The organism is Anaerolineae bacterium (genome assembly GCA_025062375.1).
GTDB lineage: Bacteria > Chloroflexota > Anaerolineae > SpSt-600 > SpSt-600 > SpSt-600.
The window spans coordinates 1-19,614 of sequence record JANXAG010000024.1 but is presented as its reverse complement, the minus strand read 5'-3'; the positions used below and the strand labels follow the sequence as shown (position 1 = coordinate 19,614).

The 19,614-nt window shown below is 53.8% G+C and carries 14 protein-coding genes and 1 pseudogene; 3 read left to right on the top strand and 12 right to left on the bottom strand.

Annotation, left to right across the window (positions count from 1 at the left end; all coding sequences use genetic code 11):
* Window position 1: 1 nt before the first annotated feature.
* The 4 genes from NZ653_07165 to NZ653_07150 form a co-directional block, all read right to left on the bottom strand.
* Complete coding sequence (locus tag NZ653_07165) at window positions 2-1,633, bottom strand: ATP-binding protein (protein MCS7286893.1); 1,632 nt, start codon at window positions 1,631-1,633, stop codon at window positions 2-4.
* A 366-nt stretch (window positions 1,634-1,999) separates the two neighbouring features.
* Window positions 2,000-4,183 carry a VIT domain-containing protein gene (locus NZ653_07160; protein MCS7286892.1) on the bottom strand — a complete coding sequence of 728 codons (2,184 nt, stop codon included), beginning with the start codon at window positions 4,181-4,183 and terminating at the stop codon, window positions 2,000-2,002.
* Between the two features lie 51 nt (window positions 4,184-4,234).
* Window positions 4,235-5,194, bottom strand: a complete 960-nt coding sequence (locus NZ653_07155; protein MCS7286891.1) for an inorganic phosphate transporter — start codon at window positions 5,192-5,194, stop codon at window positions 4,235-4,237.
* 56 nt (window positions 5,195-5,250) lie between these two features.
* Complete coding sequence (locus tag NZ653_07150) at window positions 5,251-6,501, bottom strand: Glu/Leu/Phe/Val dehydrogenase (GenBank protein MCS7286890.1); 1,251 nt, start codon at window positions 6,499-6,501, stop codon at window positions 5,251-5,253.
* 383 nt (window positions 6,502-6,884) lie between these two features.
* On the opposite strand from NZ653_07150, the gene NZ653_07145 reads away from it, so the two are divergent.
* Window positions 6,885-7,646, top strand: a complete 762-nt coding sequence (locus tag NZ653_07145; protein MCS7286889.1) for a tRNA 2-thiocytidine(32) synthetase TtcA — start codon at window positions 6,885-6,887, stop codon at window positions 7,644-7,646.
* A complete protein-coding gene (locus tag NZ653_07140; GenBank protein ID MCS7286888.1) occupies window positions 7,627-8,706 on the top strand; it encodes a radical SAM protein in 1,080 nt (359 codons plus the stop codon). The genes NZ653_07145 and NZ653_07140 overlap by 20 nt, the downstream gene beginning before the upstream one ends.
* Before the next feature lie 245 nt (window positions 8,707-8,951).
* Here the strand turns inward: NZ653_07140 and NZ653_07135 are convergent, their stop codons facing one another.
* The 8 genes and pseudogenes from NZ653_07135 to NZ653_07100 all read right to left on the bottom strand — a co-directional run bounded on the left by NZ653_07135 (window position 8,952) and on the right by NZ653_07100 (window position 18,186).
* The gene (locus NZ653_07135) at window positions 8,952-9,932 is read right to left on the bottom strand and encodes an electron transfer flavoprotein subunit alpha/FixB family protein (GenBank protein MCS7286887.1); all 981 of its coding nucleotides are present in this window, start codon (window positions 9,930-9,932) and stop codon (window positions 8,952-8,954) included.
* 14 nt (window positions 9,933-9,946) lie between these two features.
* Window positions 9,947-10,729, bottom strand: coding sequence for an electron transfer flavoprotein subunit beta/FixA family protein (locus NZ653_07130; GenBank protein MCS7286886.1), 783 nt, complete (start codon window positions 10,727-10,729; stop codon window positions 9,947-9,949).
* A gap of 20 nt (window positions 10,730-10,749) precedes the next feature.
* A complete protein-coding gene (locus tag NZ653_07125) occupies window positions 10,750-12,711 on the bottom strand; it encodes a CoB--CoM heterodisulfide reductase iron-sulfur subunit A family protein (protein MCS7286885.1) in 1,962 nt (653 codons plus the stop codon).
* Between the two features lie 18 nt (window positions 12,712-12,729).
* Window positions 12,730-13,860 (bottom strand): (Fe-S)-binding protein, encoded by a 1,131-nt coding sequence (locus NZ653_07120; protein MCS7286884.1) that lies wholly within the window; start codon window positions 13,858-13,860, stop codon window positions 12,730-12,732.
* Window positions 13,857-16,205 (bottom strand): NAD(P)-binding protein, encoded by a 2,349-nt coding sequence (locus NZ653_07115; protein MCS7286883.1) that lies wholly within the window; start codon window positions 16,203-16,205, stop codon window positions 13,857-13,859. Before NZ653_07115 ends, NZ653_07120 begins: the two co-directional genes overlap by 4 nt.
* Window positions 16,182-16,619: pseudogene (locus NZ653_07110) on the bottom strand (FAD-dependent oxidoreductase). The gene NZ653_07115 and the pseudogene NZ653_07110 overlap by 24 nt, the downstream one beginning before the upstream one ends.
* Before the next feature lie 4 nt (window positions 16,620-16,623).
* Window positions 16,624-17,751 (bottom strand): 4Fe-4S dicluster domain-containing protein, encoded by a 1,128-nt coding sequence (locus NZ653_07105; GenBank protein ID MCS7286882.1) that lies wholly within the window; start codon window positions 17,749-17,751, stop codon window positions 16,624-16,626.
* 12 nt (window positions 17,752-17,763) lie between these two features.
* Window positions 17,764-18,186: a hydrogenase iron-sulfur subunit gene (locus NZ653_07100; GenBank protein ID MCS7286881.1), complete on the bottom strand. Its 423-nt coding sequence runs from the start codon at window positions 18,184-18,186 to the stop codon at window positions 17,764-17,766.
* Window positions 18,187-18,596: 410 nt separating this feature from the next.
* Here NZ653_07100 and NZ653_07095 point away from each other — a divergent pair.
* On the top strand, window positions 18,597-19,614 hold a 1,018-nt coding region (locus NZ653_07095; GenBank protein MCS7286880.1), incomplete at its 3' end, for a hypothetical protein.

Genomic DNA, 19,614 nt, shown 5'->3' with positions numbered 1-19,614 from the left:
CTCAGAGATGATTGTCTTTTTCAGAGCCCCATATAAGGGCTCTGGTTTCAGGCTGAAGGATTTTCTGGAAAGAAGCATAGAACTCCGGAGTCCCATAATCCCTAACCCTTATGGGGACGGGCATAGGGACAGCATGCCCCAGGATCAGGGCTTGCTGGCGCGTCTCAAGTTTGACCAGCACATCCCTAAGCCCCCCAGCTCCTGGTATCCCGCTTAAAACTGCCTTTATATCAGCCTCATTATCCAGAAGGCACGTTATGCGGGTGGCAATTTGGCTCATTACCTCTTCATCTATGCCACTTGGACGCTGGTCCACCACCAGGAGGGTAACGTTATACTTCCGCATTTCCCGGGCAATAGTCCCAAAGATGGTCTGGCGCGCTACCAGCGGGTCCAGGAATTTGTGGGCTTCTTCTATAACTATCACCAGCTGTGGGGGTTCAGATCCGAATCCTCCCAATGCGATTTCCTTCATCCGGACAAATTCCTCATGGATTCGTCTGGTTATATAGTTGGCTACCACAATGTAAGCCCTAAGGTCCCGCCCAAACCTCCCAAACTCCAGCACCACGCTTCGGCCACTCAGTATATACTCCAGCATAATTCTGACGGAATCTTCATGGGTTTCGGTGCAGAAGAAGGGAAGGTCCTGCAAGCGTGATAGTTTCCTGTGTAAAGCATTGAGGGTTTGGGGGCTCTGACGATGCCTCTCCACCAGCTCTTCAAAACTTTCATCCTCAAGAACGAAGAATTTCTCCAGCCACTCTTTTCCCCAAGCCCTCCGCATAGCATATATAGCCCCTATTCCAGCTTCAGATATATCCAGTATCCCCTGCAAGGTAATGAGGTCTTCCGGCTCTATGGACTGCCACGGGATACGGACCACAGCATCAGGCCTTATTCCCCGCCTTAAGGTAGATTCTGGATCCAAGGTAAAGATGGCGACTTTATCTCCGAAAAGTTGCCGGAGGCCTTTAAATCTCTTGCCTTTTTCTCCTTCAGCCTCCCAACCGTACTCGCTGTGCATATCAAAGACCAGACAAGTGGCGACTTTTTCCCTCAAAATCCCTGTTAAGAGGAGCCGGGTGAGGAAAGTTTTCCCTGTTCCGGATTTACCGAAGACGCCGCTGGAACGCTCCACCAGCTTCTCCATGTCCATAACAAGTCTGATTCCCTCCATATCAATGGGTTCGCCAATGTAAAAGAAATGCCTGTCCGGAATGCCTTCCCTCCCAAAAACCCTTTCCACGTCCTCCTGAGTGGCGTAATACACAGGGGAGAAATGCGCCGGGATAGTTCTGGCCGGTTTGGGTTCTCTGGAATTTTCCTCCAGCACCAAGTGCACCGATACATTGAGCTTGCCGAATACTCCTGTCCCAGTGATCACTTCGGAGATAAAGGGGTCAGATACATCGGGGGGGCTCTTTTCCAGGAAGGGGTTTGTGGTATCAAGGGATACGTCGGTTATAATTCCGAAAAACCGCCTTGTTTGCCCCTTTACCACGACATACCTTCCTACCGCCACCCCCTCTATAACAGCGCGGGGGTCCAGCTTGACCGTTAGACCCCCAGAGAGGGAACCTCCTACTACTATCCCCAGTTTTCTGGCTTCCAGCAAAATTTCTTCATTCATGAGTCCACTCCTGCTCTTTCAAAGTATATCACAGGGGTATGGGAGAGGCAACTTTTATTCCCGTAAAGCCCTCTGAGGAAGGTTCAGGGGGAACTCTACCAGCGGTGCAGCATCTCCAGATCTACCATTTCTGGAGCACTATAGGCCTGCGGCAAGCCCGTAAAAACCGTATTATTCGCCACTTTGTCCCGAGCATGATAAATTGTTCAGGGGCCATTCCAAGGTAAACCTGGCCCTGCTGGGCCTAGGTTAAATTAGGGGAATATTTGGTGCGAAGTTCAGGTTGGCGGACGGTGGTGGCAGTTCGTGCGAGTTTCTAAATTCTAAAAGGGATGGATTGCGAAGATTCTTAGGAACAATTTGGGGCTAATTTTTAAGCTTTAAAATGTTCCGGAGCAGACGGATGAGTCTGGTCAAAAAGTCAGGTTTTTGCGGCGGTGGCGAAGGTTTCTCTGGCTCTTCAACTACTTCGTAAGTCCTGTCCCCTGCCACCACTATAACCCGCTTGCCTAAAGAGAAATACCGGCCGAGTTGGGGATTCTCCATTAGCAGGCGGAAATAGGCTTCGCTTCCAAAGGGCACCCTTATAGTTTCCATTTTCTTTCGCTCAAAGGTTGTATCAATCCATACTCCATCCCTAAAGATAAAGGCCCTGTCGCCTATTTGTCTTATCCTTTCACTCACTATAGATGGCGTGGCCAGAGTAGTTTCCTGTAGGTGCCTCTGCACAATGCTTTTCTGGACGGCTTGAGCACCAAAGGAGGCCTCGGGTGCCATGCTCAGGTTAGGCATTAGCTTTCTGACGGCTTCTTCTTTCCCCTCGGGGGTGAATATCTCTTCCCCCACCAAGAAAGAGGTATAAGGGGTTATTATGCCGTAGCGCAGGGATAGCTCCACTATTTCATCCACAATCTCCTTGTTTTCTCCATGAAGCCTTATCTGCTCCATAAGGTAACCTATGTGCCTGGCGGCCCAGATTCTGGGGATGAATTCCTCTCCACCTTTAGTGAGAAACTCGGTTTCCCAGGATAAGGTTTCCTCTTTATCGCCCCTTTTGCCCTTGATGGTTACAGTAGCTTTGCCTCCCTCTTGGTAACGCCCCACTATCACAAGCTGAGAACCAGCGAAAAGGTCGGGCAAGGGCGAAGGGTAAAGGTCCCTCACCCGCACACCCTTGAATTCCAGGGAGAGATCGGTGAGGACAGGGGAACTTATGCGGGAATAGAAGGTGGAAATGGCTGCTTCCAGGTCTTCCCCGGGCCGCACATAGGTGCTTATTCCCCGATGCTCAGAAGCTAATTTATCCAGGAGGAAGGTATTGACATCATCTCCGACGCCAAAGGTGAAAAGACGGACATTCCTGGGGATCTTGCGGCTTACTTCCTCTACTATCCGGTGCACATCGGTGATTCCGACGGTGGGCAGGCCATCGGTCAGGAAGAGGAGGTAGGTGGGCCTCTCTTCCACGTCGGCCAGGGCTTCCAGAAGGGCCTGATAGATATTGGTGCTGCCGCCAGCCTGGAGTTCTTCCACAAATTCCCGGGCTTTTTCCTTCTCCGAAGCTGGAACGAGGGATTCGGCAAATCGGTAAACCCCTGTGGAGAAAACCAGCACATTGAAGCGATCTTCCCCGTGCAGGCGGGAAAGGACAAATTTCAGGGCCTCTTTAGCTTGACGGAGTTTCTCCCCCTCCATGCTTCCTGAAATATCCAGCACGAAGATTACGTCCTTGGCAACTTCTTCTTCCTGGCGGATCTCAGGAGAAAGGAAAAGGATGAAGAAGCCGTCTTCCCCTGCCGGTTTGTAGCTTAAAAGGCCGAAGCCCAGTTCATCGGGGGAGAAGGAGAAATAGAGGGCAAAATCTCTGTCGGGAAGGGTGTTTTTCTCTTCGTATCCAACAACTGCTTTGTTCTCCCCCTGTCGCTCAATCCTAACCTCATGGCTTGAGGAATAGATGAGTTTGAGGGGCTTCTGGGAAGAGATTTCAATGTTTATAGTTACCTCTTCTATCGGTTTAGCGGAAAAGCGCTCGGTATCCAGGGGGTAGATGTATTTAACGATTCCGCCCTCATAGGGAAGCAGCTGGGTGTATTCAACCTGTATCCTCCTCTCTCCTCCAGGGGGTATGGGGAATATGCTGGCCTGGAAAGCGTTGCGCCCGACGTATTCCAGAAGGGCCGGGTCTTTGGAACTTCGGACGATTTGCTCATATAGGCGTCGGGCTTCTTCCTTTTTGAGGAGCTTCCCTTCCAGTTTCTTACCGTCCACATACATGGAGAAAGCGGATATAGCCGCTTCCTCCGGGAAAGGAAAGACATAGATGCCTTCTATGGGGAAAGAGTTTGGATTGTAGAAGACCTGGTCAACCCTGGTAAAGGCCACTTGGTCTTTTATGCTCACATTGACCCTGTGGTATTTTATTTCCAGGGCCGAAATGGGGGGAATCGGAGGCTTCGGAGGGAAGGGAATGATGATTCCATCGGCCAGAGCTGGCCATGGGAAGAGGAGAAAGGCTAACAAAGTTAACGAGGCAATTTTAAAAGCTCGCACTTCAGCACCTCCGGCAAGGGCTTCCACAGAGAAAGACGCCGGAGGAGCCTGTTAGGTTCCGAGGTTAAGGATCAAGCCCAGTGCCCAGGCTCCGAAAGCGGTCGCAGGAAAAGTTATTATCCAGGAGGCCATGATTTCCCTGAAAACTTTCCACCGCACTTTGGAAGGCCTCTCGGCAGAGCCGACTCCAGCCAAAGCTGAGCTAACGATCTGGGAGGTGCTCACAGGGCCACCGGCAAAGACAGCACCGAGGATTATCCCGGCCGAGCTCACTTGAGCCGAAAAGCCGTGAATGGGTCGGACTTTGTAAAATTTTCCCCCTATGGTTCTTATTATCCTCCAACCCCCTGCTCCAACTCCGGAGGCTATGGCGAAAGCGCAGGTAAATTTAACCCAGGTGGGAACCAAGAATTCCCCAGCTTCGCTGGCCAGAGCCATAGCCATTATTCCCATAGATTTCTGGGCGTCGTTGGAACCGTGGCCCAAAGCCAGCGCTAACATCGTCAAAAGCTGGCCCTGCTTGAAGTAGATGTTTACCTTAGAGGTGGCGTTTCTTGTCAAAAAGAGTATGAGTTTCATGAGGAAAAAGCCTCCAGCAAAGCCCAGGATTGGGGATAGGAAAAGGGAAAGGACGATTTTGTAAAGCCCGTAGAGCTTGAGGCATGAAAGCCCTATTTCAGCCACTGCAGCTCCTGTGAGGCCTCCCAGAAGAGCGTGGGAGGAACTTGAAGGTATGCCTCTGTACCAGGTTATCAGGCTCCAGGCGATAGCCGAAATCAAAGCTGCCGATAGAGTTCTCTGGCTTACAGCTGTTGGCTCTATGAGGTCCTGGCCGATGGTATTGGCTACTGCCGCCCCGAAGGCAAAGGGAGCGATGAACTCAGCCAGGGCCGCGATGGTTAGCGCAAGCGATGGCCTTATGGCTCTGGAGGAGATGGCCAGAGCCACTACGTTAGCGCTATCGTGGAAGCCATTGAGGAAGGCGAAAAGAGAAGCCAAGATAAAGACCATAACTTTCCTTAAAACAGAACCGCCGGGGGCCCCGGGGACCCCCGGCGGCGCTTCTTTTAAATCCAGCCCCGAAGCTTCATGGCCTCCACCACCCTGGAGACAGCTACTATGTAAGCTCCCAGGCGGTTGTGAACGTTGTATTTCCTGGCGGTTTCGTGCACTGAATGGAAAGCCTTGGTCATCTTGGAATCCAGACGCTGATATACCTCATCTGCATCCCAGTAAAAGAGGTAGAAGTTCTGGACCTGCTCAAAGTAGGATACAGTTACACCGCCGGCGTTGCACAGGAAATCGGGGATGACGTAAACACCCTTGCGGAAGAGGATCTCATCGGCCTCGGGGGTGGTGGGGCCGTTAGCCAATTCCGCCACTATTTTGGCCTTGATCCGGTCGGCATTCCAGTCTCCAATCTGGTTCTCCAGGGCAGCCGGGATCAGGATGTCCACGTCAAGCTCCAGAAGCTCTTCGTTGGTGATGTTATCGGCTCCAGGGAAGTTGAGGACAGTGCCTGTCTCTTTCTTGTGGGCGAGCACCTTTTCGTAATCAAGGCCTTTGGGATTGTAGATACCGCCCTTGGAGTCAGATACGGCTACCACTTTGAGGCCCAGGAGCTCTGTGCCCAGTTTGTGAGCATAAGTCCCGGCATTTCCATAGCCCTGGATAGCTGTTGTTGCGCCCTGGAGGGATATGCCGAGGACTTTCGCTGCCTCCCGGATACAGTACATCCCGCCCCGGGCAGTGGCGTCTTCCCTGCCGACGGAGCCACCCAGGGGCAAGGGTTTACCGGTTATCACGCCCGGAGCATTGTGGCCCACTATCTTTGAATATTCATCCATCATCCAGGCCATGGTTTGGGCGTCGGTGTAAACGTCGGGGGCGGGGACGTCCACTTCGGGGCCGATGTAATGGGCCAGAGCCCTTATGTAGCCCCGGCTCAGCCTTTCAAGTTCTCCTTTGCTCATCTCTTTGGGGTTGCAGACCACCCCTCCCTTTGCTCCTCCGAGGGGTAGATCCATAACCGCTGTTTTCCAGGTCATCCAGGCGGCCAGGGCTCTCACAGTGTCAAAGGTCTCATCCGGGTGGAAACGAATTCCGCCCTTCGTAGGGCCACGGGCATCGTTGTACTGCACCCTAAACCCCTCAAAAACCTTTACGCTTCCATCGTCCATTCGGACGGGAATGCGCACATGGAACTCCCTCATAGGCCACCGCAAAATCTCATGCGCGGCTTCATCAAGCTTCATGATCTTTGCCGCTTCATCAAGTTGTCTCTGAGCTATTGTGAAAGGATTCAGTTCCTTGCTCATGTCCCTCCTCCCTTGTGGAAATTAAAAAAGCTTACCTCCCATTCCGGGCAGGTAAGCTTTTCAGAAATAAACGCCTTCGCTTTTATCTTCACCATCATTCCCCTTTGAATCGCCCCTTAATTATACTCGAAAGGCTAAAATAATGCAAATTTTTCGGGCTGCGCAAGCCCAGAGGGGCGATTCGGGGCTTCAGCCTGGCTGATTTTTCCCAGACAACAGTGGGGGTGGAAGCCGGAGTTGTTGGGACAGCGATGCCGCGATGATCAGGCTACGGTCTGACGGGAGGTTTTATCATCGCCAGAAACTTGCTGGTGTTTTTGCGGCTTTGTCTGTTAGCTGTTTTGTGGTATCATCTTTCCAGAGAGCGCTTGAATGAGGGTAAAATGAAGTGGCCCAGGGAAAGCCTTTTAAATTCTCCTGAGATACGCAAGAGGGCTTATTTCCTCCTGAAAAAGGTTAACAGAGCTATCCGCCAGCACAGGCTTATTGAGGACGGAGACAGGATAGCAGTAGCTGTCTCGGGAGGGAAGGATAGCCTTGTGCTTTTACACCTCCTTCACTGGAGGAGGTTTTTCTCACCTCAGCGTTACGAAATGGTTGCCATAAATATCCAGAACGATTATGGCTTCGGAGTCCCGAAAGAGGTGCTGGAAGGCATTTTTCAACGGGAAGGAATACCCTATGTTTTTGAATACGTGAACCTCAAGGAAGGGGCCAGGCCTGGGGAGGATCCATTGAACTGTTTCTGGTGTTCCTGGAATCGCCGGAAAGCCCTCTTCATTGCTGCCCATCGCCTGGGATATCCCAAAGTTGCCTTCGCCCACCACGCTGACGATGTGGCTGCAACTTTCCTTTTGAACCTTTTCTTCCACAGCAAACCTGAGGGTTTAAAGCCAAAGGTCTCCATGTTTGGCGGGCTGATAACGATAATCCGCCCGCTCTTCTATCTTGAGGAAAGGGAAATCATCAGCTTTGCCCGCCAGGCTGGTCTCATGGTGGAGCAGAACCGTTGTCCTCGGGCTTCCGAAACTCAGAGGGCCCGAATGAACGAGCTCATTCGTTCCCTGGAGAAAGAAATACCTCACCTTAAAGCTAACCTTATAAAGGTGTCGGAAAGGTGCAATTATGAGGAAGATAGGCTTTAAAGAATGCCTCCGGTGCGGACGCCGCTCCCTCCTTATAGCTTCTTCCATCGGCTTTTGTGTTGATTGTATACGTTCTCACCCCAATGAGACTCTGCCGGTTATCCTTCAGAGCCACGCCGAAACCAGACACCAGTTTGGCCTTCCCTCTGCTCCTTTAAGGGATCCTCACGGTCTTAAGTGCACTTTGTGCGTCAATGAATGTTCAATACCACCTGGAGGGAGGGGGTTTTGCGGGCTGAGGGAAAATAAAAATGGCAAACTCATTTCCCTGGCCGGGATTCCTTCCAAAGGCATACTTCACTGGTATCGTGACCCACTACCCACCAACTGCGTGGCGGATTGGGTCTGCCCCGGACATACCAGGTACGGCTACCACAATTTAGCGGTCTTTTACGGAAGCTGTACCTATAATTGCCTTTTCTGCCAGAACTGGCATTTCCGGAACATGTCTCCGGCAAGGGAAAGGGGTATTTCAGCCGACGAGCTGGCTTCACTGGCTAATCCTCTAACCTTTTGTGTTTGTTACTTCGGAGGAGACCCCGCCTCACAGATGTCCCACGCTCTGGCTGCCTCAAGGAAGCTGGCGGAAAAAGGGGTGAGGATATGCTGGGAGACCAACGGCTCCATGCATCCTGCCCTTTTGGACCAGGCGGTGGAGCTTTCCTTACGCTCAGGAGGATGTATAAAGTTTGATGTGAAGGCATGGGACGAGAATCTCCACATAGCCCTCACCGGGTCAAGCAATAGGCGAACTCTGGAAAACCTGGCCAGGGCTGCCCGACGAATCCCCGAAAGGCCCAATCCTCCCCTGGTGGTGGTGAGCACTCTTCTGGTGCCAGGTTATGTGGATGTGGAGGAAGTGGAGAAAATTGCCCGCTACGTGGCTTCCCTTGACCCTTCAATTCCTTATGCCCTTCTGGCCTTTTACCCCCAGTTTTACCTGTGGGATCTACCGTGCACCTCTTATCGCCACGCCAGGGAGTGTGAAGAGGCAGCCCTTTCTGCCGGTTTAACCAACGTGCGCATCGGTAACGTTCATCTTTTGTCGCGGGATTATTGAGGTTTTAAGCCCGTAGGCTCCTGAAAAGCCAGAGCTTTCTAACCCTTCTCGGGCACAGCATCGCTATGCCCTGGGTGGTTTGTTAATGGCAGAAAAGGGGACGAACCCTGATTCATCTTTGGTGGGTTCGGAGCAAGCTGCGAAGAGGGTGCAAAGGTTCAGAGTTCGCCCCCTGAGGTTTTCAGGTATGTGCCCTCAAGTTCCCCGAGGGCCCTTTTCCTGGGGTTCGCTCCAGCCTGGCTCCATCAGCCCTGAAGGGTTTCCCGCAGTGCTTTGGTTAAGATGGGCACTATCTGGTAGAGATCTCCCACTATCCCGTAATCGGCCACTTTGAAGATGGGGGCTTCAGGGTCTTTGTTGATGGCTACAATCACTTTGGAGGTGCGCATCCCCGCCAGGTGCTGGGCAGCTCCCGATATTCCACAGGCTATGTAGAGTTTGGGGTTAACGGTTTTGCCTGTCTGGCCAACCTGATGGGAGTGGTCAATCCAGCCGGCGTCCACAGCGGCTCTGGAAGCTCCAACAGCGGCCCCCAGCACTTTAGCCAGCTCCCTGAGGGTATTGAAGCCATCTGGCCCTCCAAGGCCGCGGCCTCCAGAGACAATGATATCGGCTTCGGTGAGCTCAATTTCTTCCCCTTCTTTCTTCAGGAAGCCAACCACCCTGGCCCGAACTTCGCCCACGTTAACCGGAATTTTCTCCACCTCGGCTTTGCGGGAAGTGTCGGGCTCAAGGGGAGGGAAAACGTTGGGCCTGAGGGTTGCCATCTGAGGCATGCTCTTGAGTTTTATGGTCTCAATGGCCCTGCCGGCGTAAATGGGTCTGGTTATGAGGAGTTTCCCGTCCCCATCCACGCTGAAGGCCGTGCAGTCCGAGGCCAATCCTACCCCGAGGCGAGTGGCAAGGCGAGGGGCTAAATCCCTGCCGTTCGTGGTAGCACCGATGAAGATCACTTCGGGCTGGACTTTCCTCACAAGGTCGGCCAGGACGGCGGTATAGGCTTCGGCCGTGTAGAGCTGAAGGGCCGGATCATCGGCCAGGTAAACTTTATCGGCACCATGCCAGGCCAGCTGTTCGGCGAGGGTCTCTATTCCGGAACCAAGAAGCACCGCCTCCACTTTGCCACCGGAGGAGGCAAGCCTTCGGGCTTCCGCAAGCATTTCAAGGGAGACTTTCCGGAGGGTCCCCTCTGATTGTTCTGCTACCACAAGGAAATGCTTCGCCATTTCTCACCTCCTGCCTATATCACTTTTGCTTCTTCCCTCAGAAGCCGGACCAGTTCTTTGACGGCGGTCTCGGGATCACCCTGGATTATCCTTCCGGCTTTGCGCTCCGGCGGCGGATTCACTATCACCACTTCCCTCTGAGGGGCTACGTCCTCGGGCTTGAGACCCAGATCCGCCAGAGTCCAGACGGTGTAGGGCTTCTGGCGAGCCATCCTTATCCCCTTGAAGGAGGGGTAACGTGGTTCGTTGAGGCCTTTCTGGGCGGTGATGACGGCAGGAAGGGTTGTTTCTACAACTTCTTTTCCTCCCTCTACTTCCCTTTCAGCTCTGGCGGTCTTTCTATCTTCGGCGATCTCCAGCTTTGTCACCACTGAGACATGGGGAAGATCCAGAAGTTCAGCCAAGGCTATCCCCACCTGAGCGTTGTCCTGATCCACAGCCTGTTTCCCGCACAGGATGAGGTCGTAAGGGAGTTTCTTGATGGCCGTAGCCAGGATTTTGGCGGTGGTAAAGGCATCGCTGTCCTTCAAGGCTGGATCGTTTATGTGGATGGCTTCGTCGGCCCCCATGGCTAAGCCTGTAAGGAGGGCTTCCCTGGCCCTTTCCGGCCCTATGGTGATGAGGGTCACTTTCCCTTCTCCGAAGCGTTCCTTTATTCTGAGGGCCTCTTCTATGGCGAACTCATCGTAAGGGTTGACCACGAACTGCTTTATTTCTTCCTCCACTACCCTTCCGTTCTGGACCTGGATACGGATTTCGGTATCAGGGACTTGTTTTACGCATACCACTATGTTCATAGCTTTCCTCCTCCAGGGATTTAAACTAAGGCTTCAACCATAACCATGGTTTGAGATGGGGTGAAGTGGCTCAGCTGGATAGCTTTGGATGGACAGGCTACGGCACAGGCCCCGCACCCTTTGCACAGAACGGCGTTCACCGTCATTATCCGGCGCTTCAAGTCCAGCTTGAGGGCACCAAAGGCGCAGGCGGCTTCGCAGAGCCCGCAGCCGGAACATATTTCTGGATCTACCCTGCTGGTGACAGCTTCTACTTTTGCTTTGCCCTGCATAAGATACATGAGGGCTGATGAGGCTGCAGCTCTGGCCTGAGCTACGCTATCGGCAATGTCTTTAGGCCCCTGGCAGGCCCCAGCCAGGAAGATCCCATCGCTGGCAGTGTCCACGGGCCGGAGTTTGGGGTGAGCTTCGGCCAGGAAACCATCGGAGCTGCGGGCAAGTTTGAGGAGAAGGGCCACATCCTCCGTCTCTTTCCTCGGGATAAGCCCCGTAGCCAGGACTACCAGGTCGGCTTCCACATCCACAGGGCGGCCCAGGAGGGTGTCATCAGCCCGAACTATGAGCTTATCGCCCCTGCGGTAGATTTCGGAAACGCTTCCACGCCGGTAAAGCACTCCCTCCCCACGAACCCGGTCGTAAAATTCTTCCCCTCCCTTGGTGAAGCTCCGGACATCCATGTAGAAAACGGTAACATTGGCGTTGGGGAGTTTCTCTTTAACCAGCAGGGCTTGCTTGGCAGTGAACATGCAGCAAATGCGGGAACAATACGGGTTGCCCACGGTTTTATCCCTGGAACCCACACAGTGGATGAAAACCACACTTTCGGGCTTTTTGCCGTTGATAAGGATTTCCCCACCGGTGGGGCCGTCGGGAGAAGCCAGACGTTCAAGTTCCATAGAGGTTATGACGTTGGGGTAACGCCCATAGCCAAGTTCGGGTTTAAGGCGAGCATCAAACAGGTCAAAGCCCGTAGCTACTATTATGGTGCCGAACTCCCGCTCCAGCTCCTCTTCCTTCTGGGAGAAGTCAATGGCATCTTCAGGGCAGGCCCCCACACAGGGCGGGACATCTCCCTCGCCACATCTACCTGTCCTCAGGTAGAGGCAGTGCTGTGGATCTACAGTATAGACAGGAGGATAAGCTTCTGCGAAAGGAAGGTAGATGGCGGAGCGGTAGGAAAGCCCGGCGTTGAAATCATCGGGAACTTTGCCGGCCAGGATGCAGGCTTCGGCGCATTTCCCACAGGCTGTGCAGCGCTCAGCCCGGACGTAACGGGGTCTTCTGAGGATGGTGGCTTTGAAGTTCCCGATATAGCCTTCAATCTGACGGAGGGTGGAGGATGTGAAGATCTCGACGTTGGGGTTTGAGCTTACTTGCTTTATCCTTTCGGCCAGGAGCTGGCGGGCTTCTTCCATATCAGGGAAAGTTCGTGATAGCTGCGCCATCCTCCCACCGACAGAGGGCTCCTTCTCTACAAGGTAAACTTTGTATCCAGCTTCGGCAATGTTGAGAGCAGCCGTCAGGCCGGCTATTCCTCCTCCTATGACCAGAGTTGCCGGGATGATATCCACTTCCCTTTCTTCCAGAGGTTCCAGGAGGGCAACTTTGGCTACGGCAGCAGCTACCAGCTCCTTCGCTTTCTGGGTGGCAGCTCTGATTTCGGAGTGGACCCAGGAGTTTTGCTCCCGGATGTTGGCCATTTCAAACTGATAGGGGTTAACGCCTTTCTCAGCCACTACACTTCTGAAGGTGGGCTCGTGCATTCTGGGGGAGCAGGATGCCACCACAACCCGGTTCAGCTTGTATTCTTCAATATCCTGCTTGATGAGGGCCTGGCCCGGGTCCGAACACATGTAAGTGTAGTGGCGGGCTACCACCACATTGGGCAGAGTCTGAGCGAAACGCGTTACCTCTTCCACATCCACCGTGGCCGCAATATTTATCCCGCAATGGCAGATGTAAACTCCAATTCGCACAGGCATAATCCATCTCCTCCGCTGTTATCCCAGGCTCATCGCCACCAGTTCGGCGATGTCCAGAACTTTAAGTTTTTCATCAAGGCCGAGGGTTTTGACGGCATCTTCCAGCATGGCCATGCAGAAGGGACAGGCCACAGCCAGGATTTCAGCCCCGGTGTCAAGGGCTTCGCGCACCCTCTCATGAGATAGGCGCACTTCTATGTTGGTGCCCTCGGCCCACATCCTCCCTCCACCTCCCTCACAGCACAGGCTCCACTCCCGGCACCGCTCCATCTCCACAAGCTTAAGGCCAGGGATGCTCTGAAGGATAAAGCGTGGCTCATCAAAAATGTTGTTCTGCTTTCCAAGGTAGCAGGGGTCGTGATAAGTTACCTTTCGGGCTATTTCACCCTTGAGCTCAAGTTTCCCGTCTTTTATGAGCTCCGCCAAGAGCTGGGTGTAGTGAAGGGTCTGGAACGGAAGTTCGCCGTATTCGTTCTTGAAGGCATTGAAGCAGTGGGGGGAAAGGGCTACCAGCTTTTCAGCCCTGACTTCGGAGAATATCTCCTGATATTGCTCCACCATTCCCTCGAAAAGTTCTTTCTCTCCGAGGCGGCGGGCTTCGTGGGCACAGCACACTTCATCTTCTCCCAGGATTCCGAAATCCACTCCAGCCACCTGAAACACCTTGACCAGAGCCCTGGCCACCTTCTGGATACGGGGGTCGTAAGCCCCCATACAGCAGGGGAAGAAGAGGACCTCGGCTCCTTCTTCCAGGATGTATTTGATATCAAGCCCTTCAGTCCATGCAGCCCTGTCCTGCGGGGGCATGTTTAAAGGATTTCCTCTTACGGTTATGCTCTTGAGGGCATCTCTCACGGTAGAAGGGATACGACCGCTCTCCACAAGTGCACCCCTCAGGGTTACTATCAACCCACACGGATCCACTCCCTTGGGGCAACGGAGGGTGCACGTCTTGCAGGTGGTGCAATCCCACAGTTCCTCGTGGATTTCCGGGCTTACGGTGTCGGATATAAGGGATTCGTAAATAAGGCGGCGTATATTGAGGGATGTCTTGAGGGATACAGGACATCCCCCGGTGCATTTGCCACATTGAATGCATTCCCTCAGGGTCAGCTCATGGATGTATTCGCTGGTCTGGACTGGGCTCATGAGTTAACCTCCTGCTTCATTTGCTTGGCAAGCAGTACTAGAGCAGCGGCGGCTGCTGCTTTGGCGTGAGCCACCGCATCGGGAATATCCTTGGGCCCCTGGGCACAGCCTGCCAAGAATATTCCAGGGCGATTGCTTTCCACAGGGTAAAGTTCCCTCTGGGCTTCGGCGAAGAACCCCTCTTCGCTCCTTGTGATCCCCAAAATTTCCGCCAGTTTATCGGAATCGCTCCTGGGTTCAAGGCCTGTAGCCAGGACCACCATATCGGCTACTACCTCCACGGGGCGGCCCAGGAGGGTATCTTCCGCTCGCACCACAAGTTTATCCCCTCGCCTGTAAATCTCCGAAACCATACCCCTGCGGTATATTACACCTTCCTCCCTTACCCTATCGTAAAACTCCTCAAACCCTTTCCCGAAGGCTCGGACATCCATGTAGAAAATGGTAACCTTAGCATCGGGTATCTTTTCGCGCACAAGGTGGGCCTGTTTGGCCGTATACATGCAGCAGACCCGCGAACAGTAAGGATGGCCGACGGTTTTGTCTCTTGAGCCCACGCACTTTATGAAAACTATATCCTTCGGCTCCTTCCCGTTGACCTTTAATTTACCTTTGGTAGGACCGGAGGCGGAGACAAGCCTTTCAAACTCCAGCCCGCTCAGGACGTTAGGATAGCGCCCGTAGCCAAGTTCGGGCTTGCGGCGAGCATCAAACTGGTCGTATCCGGTGGCTACGATGATGGCCCCTACTTCCAGGTCTAAAATCTGTTCCTGCATTGAGTGGTCTATGGCTTTGGCCTGGCACGCCCTGACGCATTCCATGCAGAGGGAACAGATGGCGCAGTTCAGGCAACGCTCAGCTTCCGCCATGGCCTCTTCTTCCTTGAAGCCCAGCTCCACCTCTTCAAAACCTCTGATTCTAACCTCCGAAGGCAATTTTTGCACCTTATGCCTCGGCTTCGGGGAGGCCCGCTGCTCCAAGGGGAAGGAACGGAACTGGGTTTTTACTTCTTCCAGCGATACCACATGCCAGGAGGGTTCCGGGATTTCAACCCGCTCACCTCTTAGATACAGGTCTATAGCCAGAGCAGCCTTCTTCCCCTGAGCGATGGCTTCTATAACGGTAGCGGGGCCTATGGCTGCATCTCCTGCAGCAAAAACTCCGGGGATGCTGGTTTCCATAGTGGCTGGATTAAACTGGATAGTCCCTGCTCTGGTTATTTCAACCCCCAGTCCCTCGCCCTCCACCATCTGGCCTATGGCTGGAATAACGGTATCGGCCTCTACCGTGAACTCGCTTCCCTCAATAGGGATGGGGCGGCGGCGCCCGGAAGCATCGGGCTCGCCCAGTTGCATCCTTATGCACTCCACTCCTGTAACCCGGCCGTTTTCCCCCAGGATCCGGGTAGGGGCTACCAGGAACTGAATTTCAATCCCCTCTTCTTCGGCGTCAGCTACTTCCCAGGGGCTGGCAGGCATTTCAGCTCTGGATCGCCGGTAGAGAATGGTAACCTTTTCGGCTCCGAGGCGGCGGGCAAGCCTGGAGGCATCTATGGCTACGTTGCCTCCCCCTATCACCACCACCCTTTTCCCGATTTTCACCGGCTCGCCCAAATTGACCTTTCGGATAAACTCCACTCCCGGGAAAACCCCTTCCAGCTCTTCCCCTGGAATGTTGAGCTTGAGGCCTCTGTGGGCTCCCACCGCCAAGAGGACAGCATCGTGCTTCTGGCGGAGCTCTTCAAGGGTTATTCCTCCTGGCCCAATTCTGGTGTTGAGCTTTATCTCCATCCCCAGGCTCTTTATGCGCTCAATTTCTTCCTGGAGGATCTCCCTGGGCAGGCGATACTCGGGTATTCCTGCGACCATCATCCCGCCAGCCACCGGCAGGGCCTCGTATACGGTAACCCTGTATCCCCAGAGGGCAAGAAAGTATGCGGCGGAAAGGCCCGCTGGCCCTGCTCCCACTATCCCCACCGATTTCCCCTCCGGGATGGTTTCCATGCGGGGTATGTGGTTATCGCGGATTATCTTCAGAACCTCTTCCCAGAGGCCGTTCTCCCGGACATAATCGGCGGCAAAGCGCTTAAGGAGGCAAATGGAAACCGCCTGGTCAACCTGGGTTCGGTTGCAAGCTTCTTCACATGGATGCGGGCAAACCCTTCCCAGAGTCCCTGGAAACGGCACCGTTTTGTAAATCAGAGCGAGAGCTTCTTTAAACTTTCCCCGAGCAATAAGGGTCACGTAACCCTGAACATCAATGTGAGCCGGGCAGGCGTCCTTACAGGGTGCCACACCTCGCTTATCAATCACATACTTGTTGGGAACGGCCTGGGGGAATGGGATGTAAGTGGCGTGGCGCATCCCCCTTTCCATGTCAAATTCACTGGGGACCAGAACAGGGCATTCTTTGGCGCAATCGCCGCAGGCAGTGCATTTGCTTTCGTCCACGTAGCGGGGCCTGCGGCGTATCTTGACCCTGAAATTTCCAGCTTCTCCTTCAACAGAAGTAACTTCAGCCAGAGTGATTAGGGTAATGTTGGGGTTTCGGGCTACCTCCACCATTCGCGGTGTCAATATGCACGCCGAACAGTCCAGGGTGGGGAAAGTTTTATCCAGCTGGGCCATATGTCCACCGATGCTGGGTTCTCTTTCCACAAGGTAAACGGGGAATCCGGCGTTGGCTATATCCAGAGCCGCCTGAATCCCCGCTATTCCTGCTCCGATTACAAGGGCAGCAGGCTTTTCCCTCATCTTTACCCCCTTACTTCAAAGTTTCACCCAGTTCCACAAACTCTCTCTCCTGGAATGTCTGGACAGGAGCAGGCTCCTCCAGACTTCTTCCGGGGACATAATTGAAGAGAGCCTGAACTCCTTCGCCAACGCTCTGGAAAGCCAGAGCAACATCTATATCGGCAGGGCAGGCACTGGTGCAGAGTCCGCACCCCACGCATGAGGTAACCATGTGATTCATCCGGGTGAGGTGGAAGAGAAGGTGTTCCGGTGGCAACTGAAGCGCCCCTTTCTTCTGAGCCCAATCAAAATACCGGGCCGATTCATGCTCAAATACAGGAGTCCGGAAAACGCACTCTCGGCAGTAACAGATGGGGCATACACCCATGCAGTTGTAGCAGCGGATACATTTGGAGAACCAGCGTAGAAGTCCCTCGAGCCCTGCCCCCTCCTTTGAAAACCGCTCAATCTGCTTTCCCCTTTCAGCCTTCTTGGCCTCTGAAAGTGAGCGGATGACTTCTTCTCTTTGGGCTGAAGGGGAACCATCGGCAAGGCCGAGCTTTTCCGCCAGGTCGTCCCGAACCAGGACAGGTATTTTCTCTCCATCAAAACCCAAAATCCCAACGGTTATGGCCGCTATGGAGGGGTCCGGGATAGGGTAAGCGCACATTCTGCAGGCCTCTCTGAAAGGAAGGCCCGAATTAACCCCTATTTCCCTCTTAGCAATAACTTCCAGAAGTTGAGCTGATGGCTCAACCCCCTTCCGCACCAATTCCTCGTAATCCCTGAGCTCGTAGGTTCCCGGGCAATCGACGCCGATTATGATGAGGTTATCAAGCTGAGCTTGCTTGAACTTAACAAGTTCCACCAGAGCCCTGATCTGGCAATTCCGCATTACGGCCCCTAACCTGAGGGGGTTACCCGTTCGGGTGAGCATGGAGACTGCCGTAGCCTCGCTGACGGGCATAAGAGGGGCGAAGGGTTCAGCCACCGATAGTTCATTCGGGCTGAGGAAAAGGGTCGGTGTTACACTTTCCCCGCCGACTGATGGTGCTGGAACCAGGAGGGCTTCCACAACTTCTTTCTCCAAAAGAGAACGAAGGAACCCCTGCACAGTTCGGGTTGGGTTTTCTTCAACTTTAAGCCAGGCCTGGACCATGACATGCCTCCTTTACGATGCTTGCAAAGTTTTAAAGGGATTAGGGCCCTTAGCCTTAAGAAAACTCACGAACTCGGTTACAGTATCGGCGAAGAGCTGGCCCTCGCTGGCGCTTATCCAGCGCAACCAGACCCTATCGGGGTCAAGGCCGAGGCGTTCCAGAGTTTTCTTGAGGATGGCAACCCGGCGGCGAGCTTTGTAGTTCCCGTTCTGGTAGTGGCAATCGCCTGGGTGGCAGCCCCCTATGAGGACCCCGTCCGCTCCCTGGAGCAAAGCTTTGAGCACATACAAGGGGTCAACCCCTCCCGAACACATGAGGCGGACAATCCGAACGTTAGGAGGGTATTGGATGCGGGAAGTTCCGGCCAGATCCGCTCCCGCATAAGTGCACCAGTTACAAACGAAAGCGATGATCTTAGGCTCAAAGTCCTCCATCTTCAGTTCCTCCGGCAAAATTAAAACCCCCTGCGTCAAGGGAATAACAAACTTATTCCCGGTGCAGGGGGTATGAACCTTTCGCCGGTTTTATTTTAATACAAGAGGTAAAATTTTGCAAGGGGTTCATGAGGGCGCCGTGCAGACAGCCTGCCGGCCCTGTCCCTTGAGAGCGTTCTCCCGTAAATTTTACTTGTGGCTTCAGAATTTTTATGCTATACTTGTAATTGTAAACTTTTAGGCAGACTGACAATAAGCGCTGCGAGTGCCTGGATGTGGACACCCAAAGGGGTCTATGAACTGTATAGAAGATCGGCTTAGAGCCCGACCCCCAGAACCAAGAGTGGATGGAGCACAGGACCCTGGACCTTAAGCCTTTATGGCCAATAAATCCTAGAGGTCCTAAGGGGATGAAGGGCACAAATCAGGCTGCATTCCGCTGGCCTCTCCTTTTGCTATTGCCTTTTTGGGGGTTGATCCTGGCATTACTGATCCTGGCCCTCTGGGCTGACCCAGCCCTGGCCGAACAACCTGCGTTCAGGCCACATTACGAGCTGCGGGTGAACTTGAATCTGGAGGCCGCATATCTGACGGCTGTAGAGACGGTAAGTTTCATTAACCTTACCGGCAATACCCTCTCCAACCTTGTTTTCAACGTGCCGGCGGCTTATTTTGGTGTTTTCTCCCTGGCCAATGCCTCTGTGGATGGAGAACCGGTATACCCTGCATTGACCAAACAATGCCTGGAAGTGCCTTTGCCCAAGCCTCTGGCTCCCGGTGCCTGGGCGCGCATCGTCCTGCGCTTTCGTCTGGACCTGCCACCCGGCGATGGCCGTTTCGGTTACAGCAGCGGAGTCGTAGCCTTGGGAAACTGGTACCCCGTCCTGGCCGTATATGATCAAGGCTGGCAATGTTATCCCTATAGCGATATAGGCGATCCCTATTTCACCGAAGTAGCCGATTACGATGTGTTTCTGACCACATCATCCCCGGCGGTGGTCGTCGCCACCGGGGAGGTCGTCCTGGCGCGAGGCAGGGCCTGGCGTTTCCGCGCCGGGCAAGTCCGCGACTTTGCCCTGGCCATCAGCTCGCGCTATCGCCTCCTCTCTCAAGAAACCCAGGGTGTGACCATTACTGTGGCTTACCTGCCAAACCATGCCGCCGGAGCAGCCCGCGCCTTGGAGATCACCAGCGCGAGCCTCAACTGGTATAGTGCTCGGGTTGGGCCCTATCCTTACCGCATCCTGAGCATCGCTGAAACCGTGGCCCACAGGCAAAATCACATAGCACAGGAACATGCTACCTTAATCTTCCTGCGTTGCGATGCCCTGGAAAGGAGCGGCTTAGACCTGGATATCCTTACCGCACACGAGGTTGCTCACCAGTGGTTCTTTGGCGTAGTGGGGAACAATCAAATCCTTCACCCCT

Coding starts and splice junctions, on each gene's coding strand:
- NZ653_07140 (MCS7286888.1), top strand. CDS start 7,627: ATGAGGAAGATAGGCTTTAAAGAATGCCTCCGGTGCGGACGCCGCTCC.
- NZ653_07165 (MCS7286893.1), bottom strand. CDS start 1,633: ATGAATGAAGAAATTTTGCTGGAAGCCAGAAAACTGGGGATAGTAGTA.
- NZ653_07150 (MCS7286890.1), bottom strand. CDS start 6,501: ATGAGCAAGGAACTGAATCCTTTCACAATAGCTCAGAGACAACTTGAT.
- NZ653_07100 (MCS7286881.1), bottom strand. CDS start 18,186: ATGGAGGACTTTGAGCCTAAGATCATCGCTTTCGTTTGTAACTGGTGC.
- NZ653_07145 (MCS7286889.1), top strand. CDS start 6,885: ATGAAGTGGCCCAGGGAAAGCCTTTTAAATTCTCCTGAGATACGCAAG.
- NZ653_07135 (MCS7286887.1), bottom strand. CDS start 9,932: ATGGCGAAGCATTTCCTTGTGGTAGCAGAACAATCAGAGGGGACCCTC.
- NZ653_07125 (MCS7286885.1), bottom strand. CDS start 12,711: ATGCCTGTGCGAATTGGAGTTTACATCTGCCATTGCGGGATAAATATT.
- NZ653_07130 (MCS7286886.1), bottom strand. CDS start 10,729: ATGAACATAGTGGTATGCGTAAAACAAGTCCCTGATACCGAAATCCGT.
- NZ653_07105 (MCS7286882.1), bottom strand. CDS start 17,751: ATGGTCCAGGCCTGGCTTAAAGTTGAAGAAAACCCAACCCGAACTGTG.
- NZ653_07120 (MCS7286884.1), bottom strand. CDS start 13,860: ATGAGCCCAGTCCAGACCAGCGAATACATCCATGAGCTGACCCTGAGG.
- NZ653_07155 (MCS7286891.1), bottom strand. CDS start 5,194: ATGGTCTTTATCTTGGCTTCTCTTTTCGCCTTCCTCAATGGCTTCCAC.